21 protein-coding genes are annotated in these 22,213 nt (G+C 51.2%); 13 read left to right on the forward strand and 8 right to left on the reverse strand.

The window, feature by feature from the left end; all coding sequences use genetic code 11:
- Positions 1 to 8: 8 nt before the first annotated feature.
- Positions 9 to 2,573, forward strand: a complete 2,565-nt coding sequence (gene glgP / locus AACQ84_RS10810; RefSeq protein ID WP_012307740.1) for an alpha-glucan family phosphorylase — start codon at positions 9 to 11, stop codon at positions 2,571 to 2,573.
- Between the two features lie 180 nt (positions 2,574 to 2,753).
- On the forward strand, positions 2,754 to 3,239 hold the full coding sequence (apcD, locus tag AACQ84_RS10815; protein WP_012307741.1) for an allophycocyanin subunit alpha-B: 486 nt from the start codon (positions 2,754 to 2,756) through the stop codon (positions 3,237 to 3,239).
- Between the two features lie 142 nt (positions 3,240 to 3,381).
- On the opposite strand, the gene AACQ84_RS10820 is transcribed toward apcD, so the two are convergent.
- Complete coding sequence (locus AACQ84_RS10820; protein ID WP_012305554.1) at positions 3,382 to 4,710, reverse strand: IS4-like element ISSysp3 family transposase; 1,329 nt, start codon at positions 4,708 to 4,710, stop codon at positions 3,382 to 3,384.
- 303 nt (positions 4,711 to 5,013) lie between these two features.
- Between AACQ84_RS10820 and AACQ84_RS10825 the strand changes: the two genes are divergently transcribed.
- Positions 5,014 to 5,559: a hypothetical protein gene (locus AACQ84_RS10825; protein WP_012307742.1), complete on the forward strand. Its 546-nt coding sequence runs from the start codon at positions 5,014 to 5,016 to the stop codon at positions 5,557 to 5,559.
- A gap of 93 nt (positions 5,560 to 5,652) precedes the next feature.
- Here AACQ84_RS10825 and AACQ84_RS10830 read toward each other — a convergent pair whose 3' ends face one another.
- The 3 genes from AACQ84_RS10830 to AACQ84_RS10840 all read right to left on the reverse strand — a co-directional run bounded on the left by AACQ84_RS10830 (position 5,653) and on the right by AACQ84_RS10840 (position 8,008).
- Positions 5,653 to 6,204 (reverse strand): hypothetical protein, encoded by a 552-nt coding sequence (locus AACQ84_RS10830; RefSeq protein WP_012307743.1) that lies wholly within the window; start codon positions 6,202 to 6,204, stop codon positions 5,653 to 5,655.
- Between the two features lie 106 nt (positions 6,205 to 6,310).
- On the reverse strand, positions 6,311 to 7,153 hold the full coding sequence (locus AACQ84_RS10835; RefSeq protein ID WP_012307744.1) for an SWIM zinc finger family protein: 843 nt from the start codon (positions 7,151 to 7,153) through the stop codon (positions 6,311 to 6,313).
- Positions 7,154 to 7,222: 69 nt separating this feature from the next.
- On the reverse strand, positions 7,223 to 8,008 hold the full coding sequence (locus AACQ84_RS10840) for a M15 family metallopeptidase (RefSeq protein WP_012307745.1): 786 nt from the start codon (positions 8,006 to 8,008) through the stop codon (positions 7,223 to 7,225).
- Between the two features lie 135 nt (positions 8,009 to 8,143).
- On the opposite strand from AACQ84_RS10840, the gene AACQ84_RS10845 reads away from it, so the two are divergent.
- Positions 8,144 to 9,079: an AEC family transporter gene (locus tag AACQ84_RS10845; RefSeq protein WP_041443577.1), complete on the forward strand. Its 936-nt coding sequence runs from the start codon at positions 8,144 to 8,146 to the stop codon at positions 9,077 to 9,079.
- Here the strand turns inward: AACQ84_RS10845 and aroC are convergent.
- Complete coding sequence (gene aroC / locus AACQ84_RS10850; protein ID WP_012307747.1) at positions 9,076 to 10,170, reverse strand: chorismate synthase; 1,095 nt, start codon at positions 10,168 to 10,170, stop codon at positions 9,076 to 9,078. The genes AACQ84_RS10845 and aroC overlap by 4 nt on opposite strands.
- Positions 10,171 to 10,367: 197 nt before the next feature.
- On the opposite strand from aroC, the gene AACQ84_RS10855 reads away from it, so the two are divergent.
- Complete coding sequence (locus AACQ84_RS10855) at positions 10,368 to 11,396, forward strand: ABC transporter permease (protein ID WP_041443579.1); 1,029 nt, start codon at positions 10,368 to 10,370, stop codon at positions 11,394 to 11,396.
- On the opposite strand, the gene AACQ84_RS10860 is transcribed toward AACQ84_RS10855, so the two are convergent.
- Positions 11,397 to 12,260, reverse strand: a complete 864-nt coding sequence (locus AACQ84_RS10860; protein ID WP_041443581.1) for an energy-coupling factor transporter transmembrane component T family protein — start codon at positions 12,258 to 12,260, stop codon at positions 11,397 to 11,399. It lies immediately after the preceding gene.
- 131 nt (positions 12,261 to 12,391) lie between these two features.
- Here AACQ84_RS10860 and AACQ84_RS10865 point away from each other — a divergent pair, with 131 nt between their 5' ends.
- Positions 12,392 to 13,243 carry a universal stress protein gene (locus tag AACQ84_RS10865; RefSeq protein ID WP_012307750.1) on the forward strand — a complete coding sequence of 284 codons (852 nt, stop codon included), beginning with the start codon at positions 12,392 to 12,394 and terminating at the stop codon, positions 13,241 to 13,243.
- A gap of 93 nt (positions 13,244 to 13,336) precedes the next feature.
- Here the strand turns inward: AACQ84_RS10865 and psbM are convergent, their stop codons facing one another.
- Positions 13,337 to 13,441 (reverse strand): photosystem II reaction center protein PsbM, encoded by a 105-nt coding sequence (gene psbM, locus AACQ84_RS10870; RefSeq protein WP_012307751.1) that lies wholly within the window; start codon positions 13,439 to 13,441, stop codon positions 13,337 to 13,339.
- A 132-nt stretch (positions 13,442 to 13,573) separates the two neighbouring features.
- Positions 13,574 to 13,870 (reverse strand): 2Fe-2S iron-sulfur cluster-binding protein, encoded by a 297-nt coding sequence (locus AACQ84_RS10875; protein WP_012307752.1) that lies wholly within the window; start codon positions 13,868 to 13,870, stop codon positions 13,574 to 13,576.
- A 172-nt stretch (positions 13,871 to 14,042) separates the two neighbouring features.
- Here AACQ84_RS10875 and AACQ84_RS10880 point away from each other — a divergent pair, with 172 nt between their 5' ends.
- The 7 genes from AACQ84_RS10880 to dnaK all read left to right on the forward strand — a co-directional run bounded on the left by AACQ84_RS10880 (position 14,043) and on the right by dnaK (position 22,134).
- Positions 14,043 to 16,013 (forward strand): hypothetical protein, encoded by a 1,971-nt coding sequence (locus AACQ84_RS10880; RefSeq protein WP_012307753.1) that lies wholly within the window; start codon positions 14,043 to 14,045, stop codon positions 16,011 to 16,013.
- A gap of 39 nt (positions 16,014 to 16,052) precedes the next feature.
- Positions 16,053 to 16,793 carry an HAD family hydrolase gene (locus AACQ84_RS10885; protein ID WP_012307754.1) on the forward strand — a complete coding sequence of 247 codons (741 nt, stop codon included), beginning with the start codon at positions 16,053 to 16,055 and terminating at the stop codon, positions 16,791 to 16,793.
- A gap of 5 nt (positions 16,794 to 16,798) precedes the next feature.
- Positions 16,799 to 17,854: a metallophosphoesterase family protein gene (locus AACQ84_RS10890; protein WP_012307755.1), complete on the forward strand. Its 1,056-nt coding sequence runs from the start codon at positions 16,799 to 16,801 to the stop codon at positions 17,852 to 17,854.
- 75 nt (positions 17,855 to 17,929) lie between these two features.
- On the forward strand, positions 17,930 to 18,130 hold the full coding sequence (locus AACQ84_RS10895) for a hypothetical protein (RefSeq protein ID WP_012307757.1): 201 nt from the start codon (positions 17,930 to 17,932) through the stop codon (positions 18,128 to 18,130).
- A 79-nt stretch (positions 18,131 to 18,209) separates the two neighbouring features.
- Positions 18,210 to 18,782: a Uma2 family endonuclease gene (locus tag AACQ84_RS10900; protein ID WP_012307758.1), complete on the forward strand. Its 573-nt coding sequence runs from the start codon at positions 18,210 to 18,212 to the stop codon at positions 18,780 to 18,782.
- A gap of 161 nt (positions 18,783 to 18,943) precedes the next feature.
- Entirely contained in the window at positions 18,944 to 19,768 is an 825-nt protein-coding gene (locus AACQ84_RS10905) for a tetratricopeptide repeat protein (protein ID WP_041443935.1), read from the forward strand.
- Between the two features lie 107 nt (positions 19,769 to 19,875).
- A complete protein-coding gene (dnaK, locus tag AACQ84_RS10910; protein WP_012307760.1) occupies positions 19,876 to 22,134 on the forward strand; it encodes a molecular chaperone DnaK in 2,259 nt (752 codons plus the stop codon).
- Positions 22,135 to 22,213: the final 79 nt, after the last annotated feature.

Consider the following 22,213-nt stretch of genomic DNA (forward strand, 5'->3'; position numbering starts at 1 on the left):
TTTTTCCCATGAAACCGACCCACAAGTTTCAGGTCAAAGCCGTTTTACCCCCTGTCCTGGAACCCCTACGCCGCCTCGCCCATAACATCCACTGGGATTGGAATGTCGCCGCAAAAAGTCTCTTTGTTCGCCTCGATCCAGACCTATGGCAGCAGACGAGCCACAATCCGGTGGCGATGTTGGGTCGCGTTGACCAAGCCCGCCTCGATGAATTAGCCAAGGATGACGGTTTTATCGCCCACATGGAACGGGCCATTGAACAGCTCGATGACTACCTCCAACAACACACTTGGTACCACAAAGCACGGGGCGAAACCAAAGGGAAAGAATGCTATGCCTATTTCTGTGCGGAGTATGGCCTCAGCTACTGCCTACCGATCTATTCCGGGGGATTGGGGATTCTTGCGGGGGATCACCTCAAATCCGCCAGTGATCTCGGTTTACCCCTAGTGGCCGTTGGTTTACTGTACCAGGAGGGGTATTTCGCCCAGTATCTCAACCATGACGGCTGGCAACAGGAAGAATATCCGATCAATGATTTCTACAATATGCCCCTCCATTTAGAAAAAGATGACCAGGGAAATGAACTGATCATTGAGGTGGAATTTCCGGGGCGGATGATCTATGCACGGGTTTGGCGTATCGATGTGGGGACGGTGCCCCTCTATATGTTAGATACCAACATTGAGCAAAATACTAACCCCTACGACCACGACATTACCGATGAACTGTATGGAGGTGATCGCGATCTCCGGCTCCACCAAGAGATCCTCCTGGGTATCGGTGGCGTGCGCATGCTCGAAAAACTAGGCTATAAACCGACGGTCTACCACATGAACGAAGGCCACAGCGCCTTTTTGATCCTGGAGCGCATCCGCAAACTCATGCAAGAGCAGGGCTTAACCTTCCGCCATGCCCAACAGTTTGCCCTCTCGACCCAAATGTTTACGACCCATACCCCCGTGTCCGCTGGGTTTGATCTCTTTTCCCCGGAGCAAACCCTGCATTATGTGGGTCACTATGCCGAAAAATTTGGCCTCTCCCCAGACCGCTTCCTGGGCCTGGGTCGGGAAAATACTGGGGATCTAGAAGCGCCCTTTAATATGGCGATCTTTGCCCTCAAACACAGTGCTTTTATCAATGGTGTGAGTCAACTCCATGGCCAAGTTTCCCGGGAAATGTTCCATAGCTTGTGGCCTGATTTTCCCCGCGACGAAGTGGGGATTACCTCGATCACGAATGGTGTCCATGCCCGCAGCGTCACCGCCCCCGCCACCCAAGATCTCTACGACCGCTACCTGGCCCCCACCTGGGATGAAGCCCCCGCCGAAAGCCATATCTGGGAAAAAGTGAGCACCATTCCCAACGAAGAACTGTGGCGTAACCACGAGCGTCAACGCTCCGATTTGGTTGTTTATATCCGACAGCACCTCGCCAAGCAACTACAAAAACAAGGGGCCACTGAAGCGGCGATCGCCAAAGCCCGCCAGGTACTCAAGCCCAACCTCCTGACCATCGGCTTTGCCCGTCGCTTTGCCACCTACAAACGGGCTAATCTCTTTTTGTATGACATTGAACGAATTAAAAAAATTATCCTCGGCAATCCAGAGCGTCAAGTGCAATTTGTCATTGCCGGGAAAGCCCACCCAAAAGATATTCCGGGGAAAGAACTAATCCGCAACATCATCCATACCGTCCAGGAAGAAGGCCTCGAAGATTACGTCGTCTTCTTACCCAACTACAATATTCACATTGCCCGCAAAATGGTGTCTGGGTGCGATGTGTGGCTTAATACCCCCCGACGCCCCCGGGAAGCCTCTGGCACTTCCGGGATGAAAGCGGCGATGAATGGCTTGCCGAATTTAAGCGTCCTTGATGGCTGGTGGGATGAGGCCGACTATACCCGCACCGGTTGGGCGATCGGCCACGGGGAAATTTACGATGATCAAGATTACCAAGACCGGGTAGAAGCCAGTGCCCTGTATGAACTGCTAGAAAAAGAAATTGTGCCGCTGTTCTATACGCGCAACAGTTTCGATGTCCCCGAAGGCTGGGTCAATAAAATGAAGGAAGCGATTCGCCTGAATTGCCCCATGTTTAATACGTCGCGGATGCTCCGGGACTATGCCCAAAAGGCTTATTTTAAATTGAGCGATCGCCATTTTGAACTCAGCGACAATCACTACCAAGCCGTCCAAGAACTCGCCGATTGGAAATCCCAACTATTTAAAGCCTGGTACAACATCCGCGTCGAAGCCTTTGATGTCGGGGAGTCCGCCGAAATCGATATTCAACAGCCCGTCCATGTCAAAGCAATCCTCGATCTCGCGGCCCTGACCCCAGACGATCTGGCCGTGCAAATTTACCTCGGCACCATCAATGACCAGGACGAACTCATTAACGGCGAAAGTTACCCTATGACCTTCCAGGGCCTGACCACCGACCAAAAAGCAATCTACCAAGGCGTTGTGCAATACAAAAAAAGTGGCTACCAAGGCATGGCCCTACGTATTCTCCCCCACCACCCTCACCTAGATGATGCCACCGAGCCCCGGCTCATCCGTTGGGCCTAGGACAAACCGTCCAAGAGACGATGCCAATGGCAATTTACCCCTATACTGGGGAAGAACTTTCCCTGAGAGAGTTTACGTTTCTTAAAATTATCGGGCAATCATTAAAGCCCGAATGCCTTGTGAGACAATAGTCTAAGCTATTAAACTAAGCAAGAATCCATTTATTAAAACAGCAATAATATGAGCGTCGTTAGTCAAGTTATCCTGAGAGCCGATGACGAACTCCGCTATCCCAGCAGCGGTGAACTCTCGGGGATTAAAAACTTTTTAGCCACTGGGGCGGTACGGATCCGCATTGCGGAGGCCCTTGCCGACAACGAAAAGAAAATCGTTGACCAAGCCCAAAAGCAACTGTTTAGCATCCACCCAGAATATCGAACCTCGGGCGGGAATGCAGCCACCACGAAGCAATATAACCAATGTCTGCGGGACTACGGTTGGTACCTACGTCTGGTCACCTACGGTATCCTCGCTGGCGACAAAGATCCCATTGAAAGAATTGGTTTAATCGGGGTGAAGGAAATGTACAACGCCCTCGGTGTACCGGTGCCTGGGATGGTTGATGCGATTCGCTGCCTCAAGGATGCCGCCCTTGGTGTGCTTGATTCAGAGGAAGCAAGAATTGCTGCTCCTTATTTTGACTTCATTACCCAAGCAATGTCCTAGGGTTGAGTTCTGGGATTGCGGTCTAATTCAATTCAATTATTTCGTTGGGGATCAGGGTTGTTTGCGCACCCTGATTTTTATTGCTTTCGAGCCACCCCTCTAACTCCCCTCAAGGGCCACCCCTCTAACTCCCCTTAAGGGGCTACTGTGTACACACAAGTGTGGATTGAGCGAGCTTCCATCCATGGAAGATAGATTCAAACTGGTATAGCCCCCTCCACAAAGTTCGGATGCCAGGAGGAGACTGGGAGCGATACCCAGACCATCCTCCTAAACGGCCAATTAGCCAAGTTGCCCAAGACAACGAAGCTGAAGCATGAGGATTTTGCTGCTTTTGAGTTTTCCCCTGCAATGTCGGAGCTAGTTGCCTGAGACATTCCTGCTCTTCAGGACTAAATACCACCTGAGCAACAAGGCTGGAATCATCTCGACCCTCTAGAAGCTGCAACACCCTTAGGGCCACGGACAAAGCTAAAACTGTCAGTCGTTCAATGGCACTAACCGACTCTAACTGCGTGGATTCTAAATCCAATCCAGACCGCTTCAAAGTGCCAAAAAGTTGCTCAATTCGCCAGCGCCAACGATACCATTCAATCACTTGTAAAGCTTGCTCTAGACTGACGACCCGATGAGTTGTAAGCAATCGCCAATGAATGGGGTCTTGTCCTACGGGAGGATTGACTTCCTTTGCTTCTACGGCATACAGCTGTACCTTCTCGGGATAATCCTGAGCTTCCACTGTATCTGGCCGTTGAATCTGAACTGGAGTCATCCGTACCGCTAACCAAGCTTCGCGGGCAGTACGTCCCAATCGAGAATCTGCCACTACCTGCACCGAATAAGTCCCTTCGCAGTGCTGTGCGCTTAAGTATTCATACAGGGATTGCTGCTCATCCCAGAGGCGACGGTCCCGACAAGCTCTCACTAAAACATGGGTTTGGTCATTGGGAACTCGCACCCATTCTTGATATATGTCATTTTCGCGGTCGCCCACATGGGTTACTTGTTTCACTCCCCCGTTTTTCAGACAGGGCTCAGATGCTTCGGCAGACAGTAGCCATTTGTAGGATTCTTTCTCTTCAATCGGTAGCTTTAGGTAACGTCGTTGATGCTTATTGGGACGAACTGCTTTTCGGCTCCATATTTGGATATTACTGAGACCTAGGGGAAACCCTGTTTCGGCGTTCACGATTAAAGTCGGGTGAATAAAAAAGCCGACATCTTGGTTATTGCCTACCACTCCTAATCCTTCTGGGTTGATTCGTCCTACATGGGCTTGTAGGTTAACCTCACTGCTATCACTAATGGCCAGGACGTGGAGTCCTCCCACTTGTTGTTGGCAGGCGTCAGACACGCTCTGTATCAACTCACATAGGCTGACATTGTCGTTGTCAAGGAAACGATAGTACCCCACTTGTTCTGCTCGATTTCGGCTCAGGGCGCGGATATTTACTGATTGATGGTCTTGCATCGCTTCATACAATGCCGCCCCCTTTTTTCTAGGCGAGGGTCGCCAAAGGAGCTGCCGCTCATTTGTGTAGCGTGAATCAGGATTGGATTATCCATTGGAATTTCCTGCCTCTCGACTCCTCCATTTTAGTTCACCCTACTTGTGTGTACACAGTAGCCTTAAGGGGAGAATGGCACCCTCCAGCCTGACGGCCACCTCCCTCAAGGGAGAATTCCTTCCGGCGTTCAGCCACCTTCCCCAGGGAAGGATGGTTGTTGGGTATCCTAGCAAGTAACAGGATTTGTCCGTGGGTAAAGAATAGAGATGACAGCATCACGAACCCAAGATTATGGTTTTCCTTGGATTTCCTTGGGACTTTTTTGTTTGGCCTATGGGGTGTTTGGTTGGCTGGTGGGGGAAATGATTCCCGCGTGGCAGGCATGGCTCTTAGGGCATCAGACATGGTTTTTCTGGCCTATTGACCAGGCGATCGCCTTTAAGATGGCCTGGGGATTTGGCGGGGGACTTGTGCTGCTTTTGATGGTGGTCTTAGTGGCTCCTCTACGAATCATGCAATTGTTATTTGGGACTTGGTTGCGCTCCGATGCTAAGGCCTTTACATCGGTCTTAGCCTGGGCCTTTGCGGCGGTCTTGATTATTTGTTGGCTAGAGCAATTTGTCCGCTTTTTTGTGTTGCTTTCAGCGGGGATTTTGTGTCACTTAGATTTACAGATTCGCGGTTATCGGGTGTGGCAGGTGTTCCTCATTCTCAGTGGGATGGGCCTGGGGAGTTTTGCCTTGGGGGGATATTTATTTTCTCAGTTTCAAATTGAGATTGCCCAATTCTGGTCTATTTTCCAAGCCGCTTAGATATTTTCCCTGGGAAGTCAGTTTTGTATTTGCGACCTTTCTCCAGGGAAGAGCTCTCTCTATCCTATGGCATCTCCCCAAGGGGAAATTGGTTTAGGCTTGGGCAAGAATCGGCGGAATGCAGGGTTTGCCGCTGGGGGTGGTGAGGCTGGGGCTTGAGGTTTCGGTGCGACAGTGAATTTCGGCAGCGAGAATTGGGGGTTCAAAGGAGGCGATCGCCGCTGCGACAGTTTGAAACGTCACCCCTTGGGCGAGAATTGGCGGAATGCAGGGTTTACCACTGGGGCTACTTACCAAGACGGGGGTAGAGTCGGTGCGGGGTTGGATGGTGGCGGCCAGGATCGGCGGTTCTAGGGTATCCGGGACGGTGTGATCCTTCAAGCTTGCTGTTTCTGCCGGGGCCGGATTTTTTGCGGCGGCAAGTTGCGTTTCCAGGGTGGCAATTTTGCCTTGATACTCTTGCTGTAAGGTGGCGATCGCCTCCCGCAACCGTTGCTCGTGGTTGGTTTCGCTGGTTTGTAGATCCCGTCGTAGTTGACTCAGTTCCGTTTCTAAAGTGCCCAGCCGATTCAGGTCATCTTTTTTGACGAGGTAAAACGCCCCCGCACCAACACCACAACCAATCACAAAGGAAATAATCCACATAATTTCAATACACTCCAGGCAAAACCACTAAAAAAACAGATCGATTGTGACCTTTTTGCTGTATTTCAAGGCAATCGGCTTTTGATTTTAGCGAATTTTTCTGGATTTAGGCTGATTCGCTCACATTCAACCCCTGTAAGGCCTGCATTAACCCCTTTTGACTGGCCATGCCATAGACATAATTGAGGTAACTTTGGAAAGCTTGGGCATCCTCTGGATTAAGGGCAATCGCCCCCAAAAGATCGAGGCTCGTGGTGCCATCGGTGGGCGGCGTAATCACAACCAAATCTGGATCGAGGGGATGGTCATATTGCCAGAACTGTTTAATATCAATAGTTTCCGGGTTCTGTTGCGGTTGGGATGTTTCAATTTCTGCTTGATCATGGCTGGGTAAATTGGTCGCAGTTGCCGTGGCGAAATGTTGCCGTCGGTAGTCCCGGAGTGCATCGAGGATTTGTTGCTTGGTGCGGCCCCGCAGTTGAAAAATCACAAAGGGATCTTCGTTAAAGCGATCGCCGAGTTGATAATAAACCGCGCCAATGTGTTTACAGGGGTTGGCTTTATCGGGGCAAGTACAGCGGGAGTGGATATCTGCCAGGGTAAAGGGAAACAAATTCAAACCATTTGCCGTGAAGACCTGCTCAATGGCCGCCGGCATTTCCCCGGCTAGCAGTTGGGCCGAAAAGAGCGCCTTTTGGGCTAAACTTTCCACCACATAGCCCCAAGCTTCGTCACTAAAGGGGTCTAGTTTTAAAGAAACGCGGTAGGGTTCTGGTTCGCTCCCCTGCACGAGGGCGATCGCCTGGGCTTCGACGAAATCAATTTGCAGCACATTACCCGCTTTCGCATAGATACGCGCCCGTTCGAGACGTTTTTTAAAGCGGTAAGAATCCAGTAATTCTAGCCACCGTTGTACCCACCAACGCTGTTGATCGAGGGTTTCTACCATGATCTAATGTTCCTCTGAAAATGTACGCCCATCACCTTTTTCTCTCCCAATCGTTTCCCAAGAAAAGGGCTACGGATTCAAATTGCGGGATTTGTAAAACGTTTCCAGACTATCTTGATCCCCCACAAAGCGCCAATGCCAAGGCTCGTAGGCGATGCCCTGGGGATTATCTCGCGGGAAAGACAACTCAAAACTATAACGGGCGGCATTATTTTGGAGCCACTGAAACGCCGCTGTATTTTCAAAGTTTTCCTGGAGGTGGGTCGCTGGCAAATTTCCATCCCCTAGATCGATAGCGTAGCCTGTATGGTGTTCACTGTAGCGGGGGGGGGCACTCACCTCGGCCCGTTTGGTGGTGTCCTGGGCGCGCTGCTCTTTAATGTCAAAAAATAAATATTGTTGCTCTTCGATGGTGCGAAAGGCAGAAAGTAAGGCTAAGTTGATCCCGGCTTGTCTGGCATCAGCCTGCATTTGAAGAAATTTTTCAGCAGCGGCGGGGCGTAATTTCAAGCGACCATTGGCACTGACGGCGACCAGTTCACTGACCTCGGCTTCGGGGTAGGGAAAATGACCGAGAATTTGTTCGCTGGTTTCGGTATCATTGCTGCCTGATTCGGACGGAGAAACATCGCTGGCAAGATCCTCTGGCACAACGGGATCTGGGGTGGCCTGGAAAAACTGGCGCGAGGCGATCGCCCCGAACCCGACAATGAGGATTCCCCCCAACCCCAACAAGAGGCGTTGCTTGGGGTTAGATCCTGTGGTTTTTTCGCTTTGTTCTGGATCTTCATCCCGCACGACCTCAGGAATATCAATGTCATCCAGGACAGAGAGGTCATCAAATTCTTCGGACACGCTCAATTCCTACCGCTGCACTCCCTAAATATTTTGTGGTTCTATCTTATGTTGCTTTCTTCGCAATGGGGAAGTTCTCCGGCAAAATCATCATCTGGTGTTAGGCTCAAACAAGGATCAAAGGTTAGGGACTTTATGGCAGAATTGCTGCTGCAATTGGCGCTCATCTACGGCAAGTTGGGGCTCGGCATTGGGGGCGGTTGGCTCCTGGGGAAATATCTCCCTGCATCCCTGGGGCGCAATCTGGGCAAAGGTCTGTTTTGGTTTGGCATTCCCTTGAGTGTGTTTGGCTTTGTGCGCCAGGTGGATTTGACAGGCACTCTCTGGTTTGCGCCGGTCGTTGCTTGGTTGGCAATGGGACTCTGTTTTGGGGTGGCTTGGCTCTGGTTGCGTTACCGTACCCCCGATTTATCGCTCCCCTCCCAGGGCAGTTTCCTATTGGTTTCGAGCATTGGTAATACGGGCTATCTGGGCTATCCGATCAGTTTGGCGATCGCCGGGCCAGAAACCTTCGCCTGGGCTTTGTTCTACGACTTACTGGGCAGTCTGTTGTGGGGCTATGGGGTCGGGGTGATGGTGGCCACCTACTACGGCCAGGGGGAAAATCAAACTTGGGGGACGCGCCTGAAAAATATGGGTACCCAGGTGGGCATCAACCCTTCCCTCTGGAGTTTGGTGTTGGGGTTGGCCTGTAAGCCGCTCGTTTTTCCGGAACCTTTAGAATGGGGTCTAGAAATCGCTTCCTGGGTAGTCATTGGTTTGGCGATCATCTTGATCGGGATGCGCCTGGGGGAATTGGAACCGGGCCAAGAAATACCGCCAGTGCGCAGTAGTCTTTTGATCAAAATGGCGATCGCCCCGTTTCTGTTCGGCTTGATCTTGCCTTTTTTCAATTTGCCCAACGTTATTTGTCTAGTGTTGGTGTTGCAGATCGCGATGCCGCCCGCCTTTGCCACCCTGATCGTCAGCGAAACCTATGCCCTCGATCGCCAGTTAGCCGTTAGTTCTCTGGCCACTGGCACCCTACTTTTGTTGGGAACACTGCCCATTTGGCTCTTGTGGTTTCGTTAGCTGAGTGTGCGACACTGCCCTTGGTGCCGCAAGAGATGATCACACAGCACGAGGGCGACCATCGCTTCCACCATCGGTACGGCACGGGGTAACACGCAGGGATCATGGCGGCCTTTCGCGGCGAGGGTTGCTTCTTCACCGGCTCGCGTCGCTGTCTGTTGTTCTTTCCCAATGGTTGCAGTGGGTTTAAAGGCGACCCGCAGGACAATGTTTTCGCCGTTGGAAATACCCCCTTGGATCCCCCCAGAACGGTTGGTTTTAGTGCGGATCTGGCCCTGGTCATCCACGGTAAATTCATCGTTGTGTTCTTGGCCCGTGAGCAAAGTCCCCGCAAAGCCAGAACCAATTTCAAAGCCTTTGCTGGCTGGGAGCGACATGGCCCCTTTGGCTAAATCTGCCTCGAGCTTATCAAATACAGGCATCCCCAGGCCGACAGGGACATTGCGAGCCACACATTCAACCACCCCCCCGATGGAATCCTTTTGCTTGCGAATCTCATCGATCAGGGCAATCATTTTTTCCGCCGCCGCCGCATCGGGACAACGAACAATATTGCTTTCTACTTGCGCAAGGGTGACTTGATTCGGGTCAATATCAACGGCTTCACAGTCTTTGATCCGCTTGACATAGCCGATAATTTCTACCCCGGCCACCTGCTGGAGGATTTTTTTGGCGATCGCCCCAGCTGCTACCCGACCGATAGTTTCCCTTGCCGAAGAGCGACCACCCCCTTCATAGTTGCGAATGCCATACTTCGCATCATAGGTAAAATCCGCGTGGGAAGGGCGATATTTTTCCTTCATCTCCGAATAATCCTTGGAGCGTTGATCTTTATTGCGCACCAAAATTGAAATGGGCGTTCCCGTTGTTTTCCCATCAAAGACCCCAGACATAATCTCACAGCGGTCGGCTTCGTTCCGGGGGGTTGTAATGCGACTTTGGCCCGGACGACGGCGGTCTAATTCCGCCTGGATTTCCGCTTCAGAAATTTCCACGAGGGGCGGACAACCATCAATCACGACGCCAACGCCACCCCCATGGGATTCACCGTAGGTTGTAATCCGAAATAAATGTCCGAAGCTGTTGCCCATAGGTCTGATCGCAATGATGAAAGAGAAAGATTTGTGCCGAAATTGCAGAAAATTTCGAGACTGTATTGTAACCTAGTTCCCCAACTCTACCGTCTGTCATAACGTTAATTCCCCTCACTAGCCCAGAATAATTTTTCTGGGGAACGACCGCAGTTTCCTATAATTTTTCCAGTTCTATCTCTCCCCACCCATTGCCCATGGCTTCCCGCAGTAAAGCTCTCCAGTACTACATCTTGGTGCGTCTGCTCCTGGCTCCCTTGATGTTGTTAACCATTATCACTGTCGTTTTTCTACTACTCCGGGCCACCCCAGGCGATCCCGCTGATGCAATCCTCGGCAACCGTGCCCCTGAAGCGACCAAGGCCCTACTCCGGGAACAACTAGGCTTAGATCTGCCCCTCTGGTTGCAGTATGTCCGTTACCTCGGCAGCCTATTGCAATTTGACTTAGGAACATCCCTCACCAGTCGCGGCTTACCGGTGTGGGAGGTGATTCAGCAGCATTTTCCCGCAACCGTAGAATTAACCTTGTTTGGCATGATTGTTGCGGTGGTGGTGGGAGCTGGCGTGGGGATGCTCGCGGCCTCCCGCCAAGGCACTTGGTTTGATGTGGGCGGGCGATTATTCGGGATTATCACCTACGCACTGCCTTTGTTCTGGATGGGAATGGTGGTACAACTCATTTTTTCGGTGCAGTTGGGGTGGTTTCCCCTGGGGACACGCTTTCCGTTGGATGTGCCCCCACCGCCCACCTTGTCGGGCCTCTATACCCTCGATAGTCTGCTCACGGGAAGTTTTTTGCAACTCAGAACGGCTTTGTATTATTTGGTGTTGCCCTGCTGTACGTTGGGAATTCTCTTGAGTGGTATTTTTGAGCGCATTGTGCGGGTTAATCTGCGCCAAACGTTGCAGTCGGATTATGTCGAAGCGGCGCGGGCCAGGGGTATTCCTGAACGAAAAATTCTCTGGAACCATGCCCTGAAAAATGCGCTCATTCCGGTAATCACGGTCTTGGGTTTAACCTTCGCGGCTTTGTTGGGAGGAGCGGTTTTAACGGAAGTGACATTTTCCTGGCCAGGTTTGGGGAATCGTCTTTATGAGGCAATTTCCCTGCGGGATTATCCAACGGTACAGGGGATTATGGTGTTTTTCGGGGCGATTGTGGTGGTGGTCAGTCTGGTGATTGATATTGTGAATGCGTTGATCGACCCACGGATTCGTTACTAACTAGCCCCAGAGGAAGCGCAATGACCAAAAGGGCAGCAGCAACACAAGGATCAGCCAATCCCAACGGTGGAAGCGCAGTTGATGCCAACGGACAAGGTGCTGGTTTGGACTGGTGAAGCCCCGGATATCCATCGCCGTCGCCATTTGTTCAGCCCGCATTAGGAGATTTTCGAGGAGTTTTTCGGAGACCATCAGCCACAGTTGAGCACTCTGTTTGAACCCTAGGGTCTTCCAGGCGATCGCCCTTGTGCGGACTGAACGCGTTAAATTCTGAATTTCCTCTAACACAAGGGGAATAAATCGGAGTGAGAGGGTCAGGGTGAGCAAAATTTCTGTCACCGGAACCTTGAGTCGGCGCAGGGGCCCCAGGAGAAACTCTAAACCCGTGGTAATTTCTTCCGCTGCCGTGGTCAACAGATACAGATTGGTGCTGTAGAGCAACGTGAAAATTTGTGTACTGAGCTTAATGCCCAGATCGAGTTTGAGGCGCGTGACGGAGATAAATTTAAACTGCCACACCACATATTCATAGTTTTGCTGAATATCTAGATCCTCTGCCGGTAAACGGGGCTGATGATCAAGCACCAAGCCATCGGGGGTGATTAACGTAACCCCAAACAACACCAAACAAAAAATTAATAGCAACCCCATCTGTTGTTTCCAGACCCGCAGGGGAATTAATGCCGTTAGGGTGATCGCGATTAATAACCCCACCAAACCCAAGCGCCACAGGTTGTTCGCCAAAATCGGCCCAATCAAAAAACTCATCAACCAAGCGAGTTTTACCCGAGGGTCTAGTCGGTGGAGCCAGGTTTGGGGCTGCTCCAGATATAACCCAATGGGCAGCGATCGCATCAAATCCATCGTGGTGAAAATTCCGTAAAAAAATCAACTTCCATTATGTAATAAGCCTTAAAATTTCCCGCCCTCAGAAGGGAGTATGCTGGATCCTAGGGATAAAAGCCCATTTGAAAAACCCCGTTAACAGTCGTCCCATGATTAGAAAAATTCTCTTCGCTGATTCTGGCACTGGGCAAGTCCAGGATATGTTGAAAAACTTGCTCAAGCTCCCTGCCTTCAAAGACACTAGCATTAATATTCTCCATGTTGTGAAGGAAGAGCTGACTCCCGACATCGAACAAAAAGGCTACGAAACCGGTGGTAAGCTCCTCGCCCAAGCGATCCAAGACCTCAAGCTCGATCCTGGCAACGTTAACACCATTCTGCGCCAAGGGGACCCTAAAGACGTGGTCTGCAAAGTCGCCGATGAGATTGATGCCGACCTAATTCTGATGGGCTCCCGGGGACTCAAACGGCTACAGTCGATCCTCGCTAATTCTGTGAGTCAATACGTCTTCCAGCTCACCAATCGCCCGATGCTCCTGGTTAAGGATGACATCTATGTGCGCACAGTCAAAAAAGTCATGGTCGCCATCGATAAATCCGATGCAGCAATGTATGGTTTGGATCTAGCCCTGCAAATGCTGCGGGATTATGGTGGCTGCGAACTGCTGCTCCTGCGGGTTAACCCTGATTTACCAGGGAATCTTTCCCTTTCCCAAGCAGAAATGGACGCGAATCCGGCCCTCGCCCCAGCGATTCAACGGGCTAAACAAATGGGCATTGCGTACAAAACGTTAGTCGTTGGGGGTCGTCCTGGGGCCACGATCTGTAATGTCGCCAAAGACCAAAACATTGACTTGTTAATCCTAGGTTCCCCAGATCGCCGTCCTTCCATTGCTAAGAGTATGCCTGACCTAGATCGCTTGCTGGGCACGTCTCTATCGGACTATGTGCGGGTCAATGCGCCTTGTCCTGTGCTCTTAGCTCGGACTGATGCCAGCTAAAAAGAAAACCGATTCACAGCCATAAAAAAGGGGGCGATCGCCAAGGATCTGTCCCCCATTGTTTTTTATCGTGTTTTTTTAAAATGGTTTTTCTTAGGAAGCCGTTTTGTTGGTCTGGATATAAAGGATCAACAAAAAAACGGTGGGTACGAGTACAAAAAGAATCGTTGCAATGAAACCGAGATCGTTAACTTGCATTGAATAATCGCCTCTTCATCGAGCTAGATCACAATGATATCAAGAATATCACCTCTAGCTCCTTACCAGGGGCGATCGCCACGGGGATTCCCAAAGAATATCTTCCTAAACAAAAAACCAAAGAGGCTGCCCTTAGGGTTTGGTTTTTACAACAACATCCCCATGGGCCAAGGTTTGGCAAGCAAGGCGATAGCTGGGGGGCTTACGCTTGAGACGCCGCTTCTCAAAATCAGTCTTGGGCGACAGGTTTTCCATCCCCTCCAGAATCTCGACAATGCAGGTTCCGCATTGGCCAACACCACCGCAATTCATCAATTTTCCGCCGAAAGTGTACAAATCCACGCCATTTTGCAGGGCTTTTTCCCGTAAATTTGCACCATCTGCCGCAATCACGTCCTTATTTGCCGGAACGTAGGTGATATTAGCCATGAACCCTCCTGTGTTGAATAAATGATCAATTCTATTTTAACAAGGTTAAGTTTTTATAAGAAAAATTACGAACCCAACGCTGTTTTGTCGATCCTAAGGCCTCTCCCTTGGGCAAATCAAAGCGGGTATGATAATCCAGAGCGACATCACCCCTCACCCATCTGTAATTTCCATGGAAGAACTGCTTTATCTCGAAGTCCCTACCCCCGACACTGACAAAGTTTGTCATTGGCTACAGACCAGTTGGCAACCCCGGCACGGAGAGAAGCAGCAGACCCCCACAGGCATTCGCCTAGTCGCCAATGGGGCCAAACTCTCGATTTTCACCTGGAATGTGCAGCGTACCACCTACTTAAAAGTATTTGCCTGGGCGTCAGGATTTCCCCAGCCCCAGAGTCTTTGTCGCCAACTCAAATCAGATTTAGAACAGGCTTTCCCCAATCAGTACCCAGCCCCCCCTGAAATTCAACCAGGCCAATCCATTTTTGACGCTTTGGCCGCAGATTATCCGAAAACAGTCGAATATTTCCAGAAATTTCCCCAGGGAGAGTTTGACTTGCAGCGGGCCTATTGGTGGGAAAAACGCTGGCGAGAAACGGTGAAAAATCCCCAAGCGCCCCAACCCGTTATTTTTGAAAAAAATCAGCCCGCCGATCCCCAGTTCGCCCAATATGACTTGGTTTACATTGGTGGCGCTTTAGGGGTGATTCATGCTGCTGTTATGGCACGACTGGGTTACAAGGTGTTGCTAATTGAGCGGTTGCCCTTTGGGCGGATGAACCGGGAGTGGAATATTTCCCGCAGTGAACTCCAAAGTCTGATTAATCTGGGCTTGTTTGATGAAACAGAAATTGAAACCTTAGTTGCCCGTGAATATAAAAATGGGTTTAACAAGTTTTTCGATGGGAATAATCCATCCCACCTCAAGGCGAATATTCTCTACACGCCGACGGTGCTGAATATTGCCGTAGCTTCGGAACTGTTGCTCGAAAAATGTGGTGAAAAATTACGGGCTGCTGGGGGCGAAATTTGGGATCAGACGGAATTTATCCGGGCAGATATTGGCCGGGAACGGGCGCAGATTTTCACGAAATCATTGGTGACCGGAGACGAAAAAATTGTTCAGGCGCGGCTGCTGATGGATGCAATGGGGACGGCTTCTCCCATTGCGGCGCAGTTGAACCAGGGACGTCCTTTTGATAGCGTTTGTCCGACGGTGGGAGCCGTGGTGAAGGGGTTTGACCCGGCGGTGTGGGATAGCGAATATGGGGATGTTTTAAATTCCCATGGGGATATTTCCCGGGGCAGACAGTTAATTTGGGAATTGTTTCCGGGTCAAGGGGACGAGATGACGATTTATCTGTTCCATTACCACGAGGTAAACCCGGAGAATCCGGGGTCTTTGTTGGAAATGTACGAAGACTTTTTCAGCATTTTGCCGGAGTACCGCCGCTGTGACATGGCCCAACTCACCTTTGAGAAGGCGACGTTTGGTTATATTCCGGGTTATTTCAATGTGGGCGCAGGCGATCGCCAAGTGGCCTTTGATCGACTCCTCGCCATTGGGGATGCGGCCTCCCTCCAGTCTCCGTTGGTCTTTACGGGGTTTGGTTCCCTGGTACGCAATTTAGACCGTCTGACGAAGCTCCTGGATATTGCTCTCCAAAAAGATCTCCTTGACCAGCAGAATTTGAGCAAGATCCGCGCCTACCAAAGTAATATTGCGGTGACTTGGCTCTTTTCTAAGGGGATGATGGTGCCGACGGGGATGAAGTTACCGCCCCAACGGATCAATGCCATGTTAAACACCTTCTTTGGGCTGTTAGCAGATTCCTCCCCAGAGGTGGCCGAGACCTTTATTAAAGACCGCACCAGTTGGCTGATGTTCAATAAGCTAGCCCTGGTTGCGGCCCGCCAAAACCCGGCGTTGCTGGTGTGGATTTGGCAAATGGCTGGGGCGAAGGACTTTATCCGCTGGGTCGGTGCTTACTTTGCCTTTAGTTTTGATGCGGTGTTGAGTCTACTGTTAATGGGTTGGTTACCCCAGTGGCTCGAAAACTCGGAAGCTTGGCTATCGGAAAAATACCCTTCCCTCTGGCTGAGTCTGCTCAGTTTAAAATATCGGCTCACCGTCGGCACCTAAAATGTTATTGACCTTGGCAACGGATTAGTGGCATTTACGATGATTACAGTGCAAGTGGGCGATCGCCTTTTTGAAAACATTACGGGAATCATTTTTGATAAAGATGGCACCCTCGCCGACTCCCAGAACTATCTGCGGGAACTGGCCCAAAAACGCGCCCGGTTGATCGATGCCCAAATTCCAGGAGTGGGGGAACCGCTGCTGATGGCCTTCGGGATGGTGGATGGGGTACTCGACCCAACGGGACTAATGGCGGTGGGCAGTCACCCAGAAAATGCGATCGCCGCCGCCGCCTACATTGCCGAAACCGGGCGCAGTTGGTTTGAAGCCCTCGATATTGCCAAAAAAGCCTTTGCGGAAGCGGAACAGATGTTGGGTGATCGCAGTCATACATCACCATTGTTTGCCGGGAGCCTAGAGGTGCTGAAATTTTGCCACGATGCAGGTTTGAAACTGGGGATTCTCTCCATGGACAGCACCGCCAACGTGGAAATTTTCGTCAAAACTTACCAGTTGCAAGATTACATCCAACTGGAAATGGGGGCAGAATTTGGCCTCAAACCCGACCCCGCGTTATTCCTCAAAGCCTGTGCAACCCTGGGAACTGAGCCGAGTCGAACCCTGATGGTGGGCGATGCCCCAGGGGATATTCAAATGGCCAAGGCGGCAGGGGCCGCGGGCACCGTGGGAATTTGTTGGGGAGATGCTACCCAAGCGCACCTAGAAACAGCGGATGTGGCGATCGCCAACCTCGATGAAGTGAAAATTTTGCGGGGCTAAAACCAATGCACGGGAATCGACGACAGTTTTTAACCTATGGGGGCTTGGCCCTAGGGAGTGTACTTATTTCGCGTGGGATTATTGCAAAATCTCAGGCGATCGCTAATTCTGCACCGACTGCACTTAATGCCCCAGCCCCAGGGGAGACGCGCCTGGTTGTGATTAGCGACCTGAACAGTGCCTATGGTTCCACGGATTATCTGTCCCAAGTGAAACGGGCGATCGCCTTGATTCCCGATTGGCAACCGGATCTAGTGCTCTGTGCGGGCGATATGGTCGCAGGCCAAAAAAGCAGCCTCACCCCAGCCCAGCTCACCTCCATGTGGCAAGCCTTTGAACGATACATTGCCCAACCCCTGCGCCAAGCAAACATTCCCTTCGCCTTCACCCTCGGGAACCACGATGCTTCCGGCTCCCTGCGCAATGGACAATACGCCTTTGCCGCAGATCGTCAGGCGGCCAGTCAATATTGGCGCAACCCTGCCCATACCCCGACCCTAGACTTTGTTGACCGTCGTCATTTTCCTTTCTATTACAGCTTTACCCAAGACAATATTTTTTACTCTGTGTGGGATGCTTCCACCGCCCGCATTAGTCCAGCACAGTTGGCTTGGATCGAAGCCAGTCTCGCCAGTGACCAAGCTCAACGGAGTCGTTTACGGTTCGCCCTAGGGCATTTATCCCTCTATCCTGTCGCTTCGGGCAGCCGCTCAGAGCCAGGAAATTATCTCCATGATGGCGATCGCCTCCAGGCTCTGCTCGAAAAATACAACGTCCACACCTACATCAGCGGTCACCAACACGCTTACTATCCCGCTCACCGGGGGCAATTGGAACTGCTCCATACAGGTGCTTTAGGAGATGGGCCGCGTTCTCTAGTTCAAGGCAATCTTTCCCCTTACCGGAGCCTCACGATGATTGATATTCCCAGGGGCGGCACAAACTTGCGCTACACCACCTACAACATGGATCGCCTGACTGTGGTTGATCACGGCACTTTACCCGGCAGTTTGAATACTCCGAGGGGATATTTGCAACGCCGCGATCTGCGGGCCACTTGAGCAAGATTTCTGGCGATCGCCAACCTGGATGCGCTAAAAATTACCTAGACTGTTGGGATTTGAGGAGAAAAACAAATGCAAGTTTGGTTAACGAGTGTTGTCGTCCTGTTTATCGCAGTGCAAATTTTTCAGCTAATCAAAGGATTTTTTGTGCCCTTGCCTTTCTACATTTTGGGGGGCGCTTTTTTGGCGATCGCCTCCAACTATGACAAAGGCATCATGACCGTCTTCAAATCAAAGGAATCACCCGACGACCAAAGCAACACCAAATCCTAATCGCTAAGGCAATCTGCGCGAAAAACTTATGTTAGCTTGAAGGCAAGGCAAGCGGTAAAGCCCCAGGTGAGAAAAAACTATGACCCCACAAACATTGGCAAAACCCATTTCCCCCGAAGCCTATTTAGCCCAAGAGGAACAGGCAAGCGATCGCCACGAATATATCCAAGGAGTGATTAAACCCATGGCTGGTGGGACACCTATTCACAATGAAGTTAGTGGCAATTTATATATTGCTTTAAAACTAAGGCTCAAAAAAAGTCCCTATCGAGTTTTTCACGTTGATCAGCGACTCTGGATTCCCTCCCAGCAAATTTATACCTATCCCGATGTGATGGTCACTGGCAAGCCCTTGGTATTGCAGGAGGGGCGAAAAGATACCGTTTTAAATGCCTGCCTCATTGCCGAAGTGCTTTCCCCTGCGACAAAAAACTATGACCGCAGCGAAAAGTTCCATTATTATCGCTCTATCCCAGAGTTTCAAGACTATCTGCTCATCGAACCGGAGCAGTTATTTGTGGAGCATTACCATCGCCAAGGCCCGAAACAATGGAGCCTCACGGAATATACGGCCATTGATGAAGTGATTCACCTTGTTTCCATCGACTGCGATCTGGCCCTAGCCGATATTTACGAAGACATCGAATTGTAATTTTGCTTATTCACCATGGCAAATGTGTGGGAATGCGGTAAGTTAGGCGATCGCCACCAATCATCAAACTAATGCAAAGTCTTAAGGACGGGAACTTAACGCTGTCATAGCCCTCTAAGATGGAACTAGGTAACTATGCGCAGCCCCGAACGAAAATTCCCATGAACAGCAGCACCCCTTGGATCCTTTTGGGAACAGTCCTTCTCCTCGGCTCCGGCACCCCCGGACTGTCCCAGACCGCCCCTGAAACAAGCAATAACGCCGCCAACGCGATCCAACGGTATAACGCGGGGGTCGATGCCCTCACCCAAGGGAATTTTGAAGGGGCGATCGCCGAATTTTCAGCGGCCATTAACCTCGACGAATCCGACCCCGACGCCTACTACAATCGCGGCTACAGCTACCATGTCCTGGGGGAATACCAGGCCGCCTACGATGACTATAGCCAGGCGATCCAGCTCAAACCCGAATTTGCCGACGCCTACGGGAACCGCTGTTACGCTGCCTATTTGCTCGACAACTATGAACAGGCGATCGCCGATTGTGACCAAGCGATTATCCTCAAAAATAACAATCCAGATTTTTTCATTAACCGGGGCAACGCCTACGACGATCTCGCGCTCCAGGCCCGCAACGCCAACCAAACCGAACTCGCCAACGGTTACCATGCCAAGGCGATCGCCGACTACAATGCAGCCCTGACCCTCCGGCCCAACTATTTCAAGGCCTACTATAATCGCGCCCTGGCCCACAACCGTTTTGAAAATCACACCGCCGCCCTCCAGGACTACACCGCTAGCATTACTGGCAATCCTGAATTCGCCGAAGCCTACTACAACCGCGCCATTACCCACTACAAACTCGATAATCTCGAACAGGCGATCGCCGATATGACCCAAGCTGTCTCCCTTTTTGAGCAGCAAAACCAAGCCACAAACCAAACCCAAGCCCTCAAAATTCTCGAAAGCCTCCAAGGTCAGCTCTGAAATTCCCCAATCGCTCCGATAAAATAAAGGGCAAATATTGTTAACAATCGTGGCGCAACCTAATATATATAGATTGTCGGGCCACACCAAGGAGAATCAAAAAACGCATGGGTAGAGTAGTCGGCATCGATCTAGGAACCACAAATTCCGTCGTTGCAGTGATGGAAGGCGGCAAACCCCTTGTCATTGCAAATTCCGAAGGAGCCAGAACCACCCCCTCCGTCGTTGGCTTTAACAAAGATGGCGAACTCCTCGTCGGCCAAATGGCGCGCCGTCAAGCCGTACTCAACCCCCAAAACACTTACTACGGCGTCAAACGTTTCATGGGTCGCCGCTACAGCGAACTCACCCCCGAATCCAAACAAGTCCCCTATACCATCCGCCGCACCGAAACCGATACCGTCAAAATTCGTTGTCCCCGTCTCCGTCAAGAATTCGCCCCCGAAGAAATTTCTGCCAAAATTATTCGCCGCCTTGCCGACGAAGCCGAACGTTACCTCGGTGAACCCGTCACAGGCGCCGTGATCACCGTACCTGCCTACTTCAACGATGCCCAACGCCAGGCAACCCGTGATGCCGGACGTATTGCCGGTCTTGAAGTCCTGCGGATTATCAACGAACCCACCGCCGCCGCCCTTGCCTATGGCTTGGAACAACAAGGCAGTTCCTCCATCCTCGTCTTTGACCTGGGGGGCGGGACATTCGATGTCTCCGTCCTAGAAGTGGGGGATGGCGTTTTTGAAGTGAAAGCCACCAGTGGCGATACCCAGCTTGGTGGGAACGATTTCGATAAAAAAATTGTTGATTGGCTCGCTGAAAAATTCCTCGAAGCGGAAAATATTGATCTGCGCAAAGACCGCCAATCCCTCCAACGACTCACGGAAGCTGCCGAAAAAGCCAAAATTGAACTGTCTGGGGTCACCGTCACTGAGATCAATCTTCCCTTTATTACCGCCACCGAGGAGGGCCCGAAGCACCTCGAAACCCAACTCGACCGTGCCACCTTTGAGAGCCTTTGCGGAGAATTGATCAGTCGTTTGCGTCGCCCCATTAAACGTGCCCTCCAGGATGCAGGCATTAGTCCTGTGCAAATTCGAGAAGTAGTTCTTGTGGGGGGTTCTACCCGTATTCCCCTCGTGCAGGGTCTCGTACGGAGTTTCATTGACCGCGAACCCAATCAAAACGTCAACCCCGATGAAGTAGTGGCAGTGGGAGCGGCGATCCAAGCGGGGATCCTCGGCGGAGAAGTCAAAGATATTTTGCTGCTTGATGTGACGCCTTTGTCCCTTGGGTTAGAAACCATCGGTGGGGTGACGAAAAAGCTGATTCCCCGGAATACGACGATTCCGGTGCGGCGTTCGGATATTTTTTCGACGGGAGAAAATAACCAAACCGTCGTCGAGATTCATGTGGTTCAGGGGGAACGGGAAATGGCCCAGGGAAATAAATCCCTCGGTCGCTTTAAGTTAACGGGAATTCCGCCAGCGCCCCGTGGGATTCCCCAGGTACAGGTATCCTTTGATATTGATGCCAATGGTATTTTGCAGGTGTCGGCCCGGGATAAAACCACCGGCCGGGAACAAAGCATTACAATCCAGGGTTCCTCCACCTTGACAGATAGTGAAGTGAACCGGATGATGCGGGATGCAGAGCAATTTGCCCAAGAGGATCGAGAGCGACGGGAGAAGGTTGAAAAGCGCAACCGGGCCAAAGCTTTAACGGATCAAGCCCAACGCAGATTGAAGGAAGTCACCCTTGATTTTGGTAGTCAGTTTGCGAGCTACTATCGTCGCCGCATTGAGAGTTTGTCCCAGGAAATTTTAGAGAGCCTCAAACAAAATGATGATCGCCGTTTGGATCGCGCCCAGGCGGATTTACAGGATGCGTTGTATGAGCTTAACCGCGAGGTACGCCTCCAGTATGACCAAGGGGAAGATGATTCTTTCTTTGACACGATTAAGAAAACCTTGATCGGTGATGATGAGGATGATTTGTACTATGATTCCCGTTCTAACTACCGACCAGGGGCTGGTTACCCACCCCAGCGGGGCTATGATGCGCCACCACCCCAACGCAACTATGACTATGCCCCCCGGCCACCCCAAAGACCGCAACCGACCCGCAATTATGACTATGGGGCTGCCCAACCGCGCCAAAATTATGGGGGCGATCGCCCACTAGATGACCGCTATGGGAATGGTACTGCCCCCCGTCGTCCCGTGGAACCGCCCGCTTCTCGACCACCGCGACCCACCAGTCGCGATCCCTACGAACAACGGAACGTCTCCCGCAAGTATTACAGCCAAGGCCAAGGGCGCAATATCCCCTACGAAAATGATTGGGACGAGGACGATGAATGGTTCTAGACAGTTGTTTTACTTCGTAATTCCGGCATAATAAACATCACATCTGGGAACAGTGCGCCATTATCTAAGGAGAGAATTC

Source organism: Picosynechococcus sp. PCC 7002 (assembly GCF_963860125.1).
In the GTDB taxonomy this organism is placed as follows: Bacteria; Cyanobacteriota; Cyanobacteriia; order Cyanobacteriales; family MRBY01; genus MRBY01.

What these genes read in the sequence shown, in the direction of transcription:
- AACQ84_RS10865 (WP_012307750.1), top strand. Translation starts at nt 12,392, where the DNA reads ATGATTAGAAAAATTCTCTTCGCTGATTCTGGCACTGGGCAAGTCCAG.
- AACQ84_RS10820 (WP_012305554.1), bottom strand. Translation starts at nt 4,710, where the DNA reads ATGCAAGACCATCAATCAGTAAATATCCGCGCCCTGAGCCGAAATCGA.
- AACQ84_RS10900 (WP_012307758.1), top strand. Translation starts at nt 18,210, where the DNA reads ATGACCCCACAAACATTGGCAAAACCCATTTCCCCCGAAGCCTATTTA.
- glgP (WP_012307740.1), top strand. Translation starts at nt 9, where the DNA reads ATGAAACCGACCCACAAGTTTCAGGTCAAAGCCGTTTTACCCCCTGTC.
- AACQ84_RS10835 (WP_012307744.1), bottom strand. Translation starts at nt 7,153, where the DNA reads ATGGTAGAAACCCTCGATCAACAGCGTTGGTGGGTACAACGGTGGCTA.
- AACQ84_RS10895 (WP_012307757.1), top strand. Translation starts at nt 17,930, where the DNA reads ATGCAAGTTTGGTTAACGAGTGTTGTCGTCCTGTTTATCGCAGTGCAA.
- AACQ84_RS10885 (WP_012307754.1), top strand. Translation starts at nt 16,053, where the DNA reads ATGATTACAGTGCAAGTGGGCGATCGCCTTTTTGAAAACATTACGGGA.
- AACQ84_RS10855 (WP_041443579.1), top strand. Translation starts at nt 10,368, where the DNA reads ATGGCTTCCCGCAGTAAAGCTCTCCAGTACTACATCTTGGTGCGTCTG.
- AACQ84_RS10875 (WP_012307752.1), bottom strand. Translation starts at nt 13,870, where the DNA reads ATGGCTAATATCACCTACGTTCCGGCAAATAAGGACGTGATTGCGGCA.
- psbM (WP_012307751.1), bottom strand. Translation starts at nt 13,441, where the DNA reads ATGCAAGTTAACGATCTCGGTTTCATTGCAACGATTCTTTTTGTACTC.
- AACQ84_RS10880 (WP_012307753.1), top strand. Translation starts at nt 14,043, where the DNA reads ATGGAAGAACTGCTTTATCTCGAAGTCCCTACCCCCGACACTGACAAA.
- AACQ84_RS10890 (WP_012307755.1), top strand. Translation starts at nt 16,799, where the DNA reads ATGCACGGGAATCGACGACAGTTTTTAACCTATGGGGGCTTGGCCCTA.
- AACQ84_RS10830 (WP_012307743.1), bottom strand. Translation starts at nt 6,204, where the DNA reads ATGTGGATTATTTCCTTTGTGATTGGTTGTGGTGTTGGTGCGGGGGCG.
- aroC (WP_012307747.1), bottom strand. Translation starts at nt 10,170, where the DNA reads ATGGGCAACAGCTTCGGACATTTATTTCGGATTACAACCTACGGTGAA.
- AACQ84_RS10845 (WP_041443577.1), top strand. Translation starts at nt 8,144, where the DNA reads ATGGCAGAATTGCTGCTGCAATTGGCGCTCATCTACGGCAAGTTGGGG.
- apcD (WP_012307741.1), top strand. Translation starts at nt 2,754, where the DNA reads ATGAGCGTCGTTAGTCAAGTTATCCTGAGAGCCGATGACGAACTCCGC.
- AACQ84_RS10860 (WP_041443581.1), bottom strand. Translation starts at nt 12,260, where the DNA reads ATGGATTTGATGCGATCGCTGCCCATTGGGTTATATCTGGAGCAGCCC.
- dnaK (WP_012307760.1), top strand. Translation starts at nt 19,876, where the DNA reads ATGGGTAGAGTAGTCGGCATCGATCTAGGAACCACAAATTCCGTCGTT.
- AACQ84_RS10825 (WP_012307742.1), top strand. Translation starts at nt 5,014, where the DNA reads ATGACAGCATCACGAACCCAAGATTATGGTTTTCCTTGGATTTCCTTG.
- AACQ84_RS10905 (WP_041443935.1), top strand. Translation starts at nt 18,944, where the DNA reads ATGAACAGCAGCACCCCTTGGATCCTTTTGGGAACAGTCCTTCTCCTC.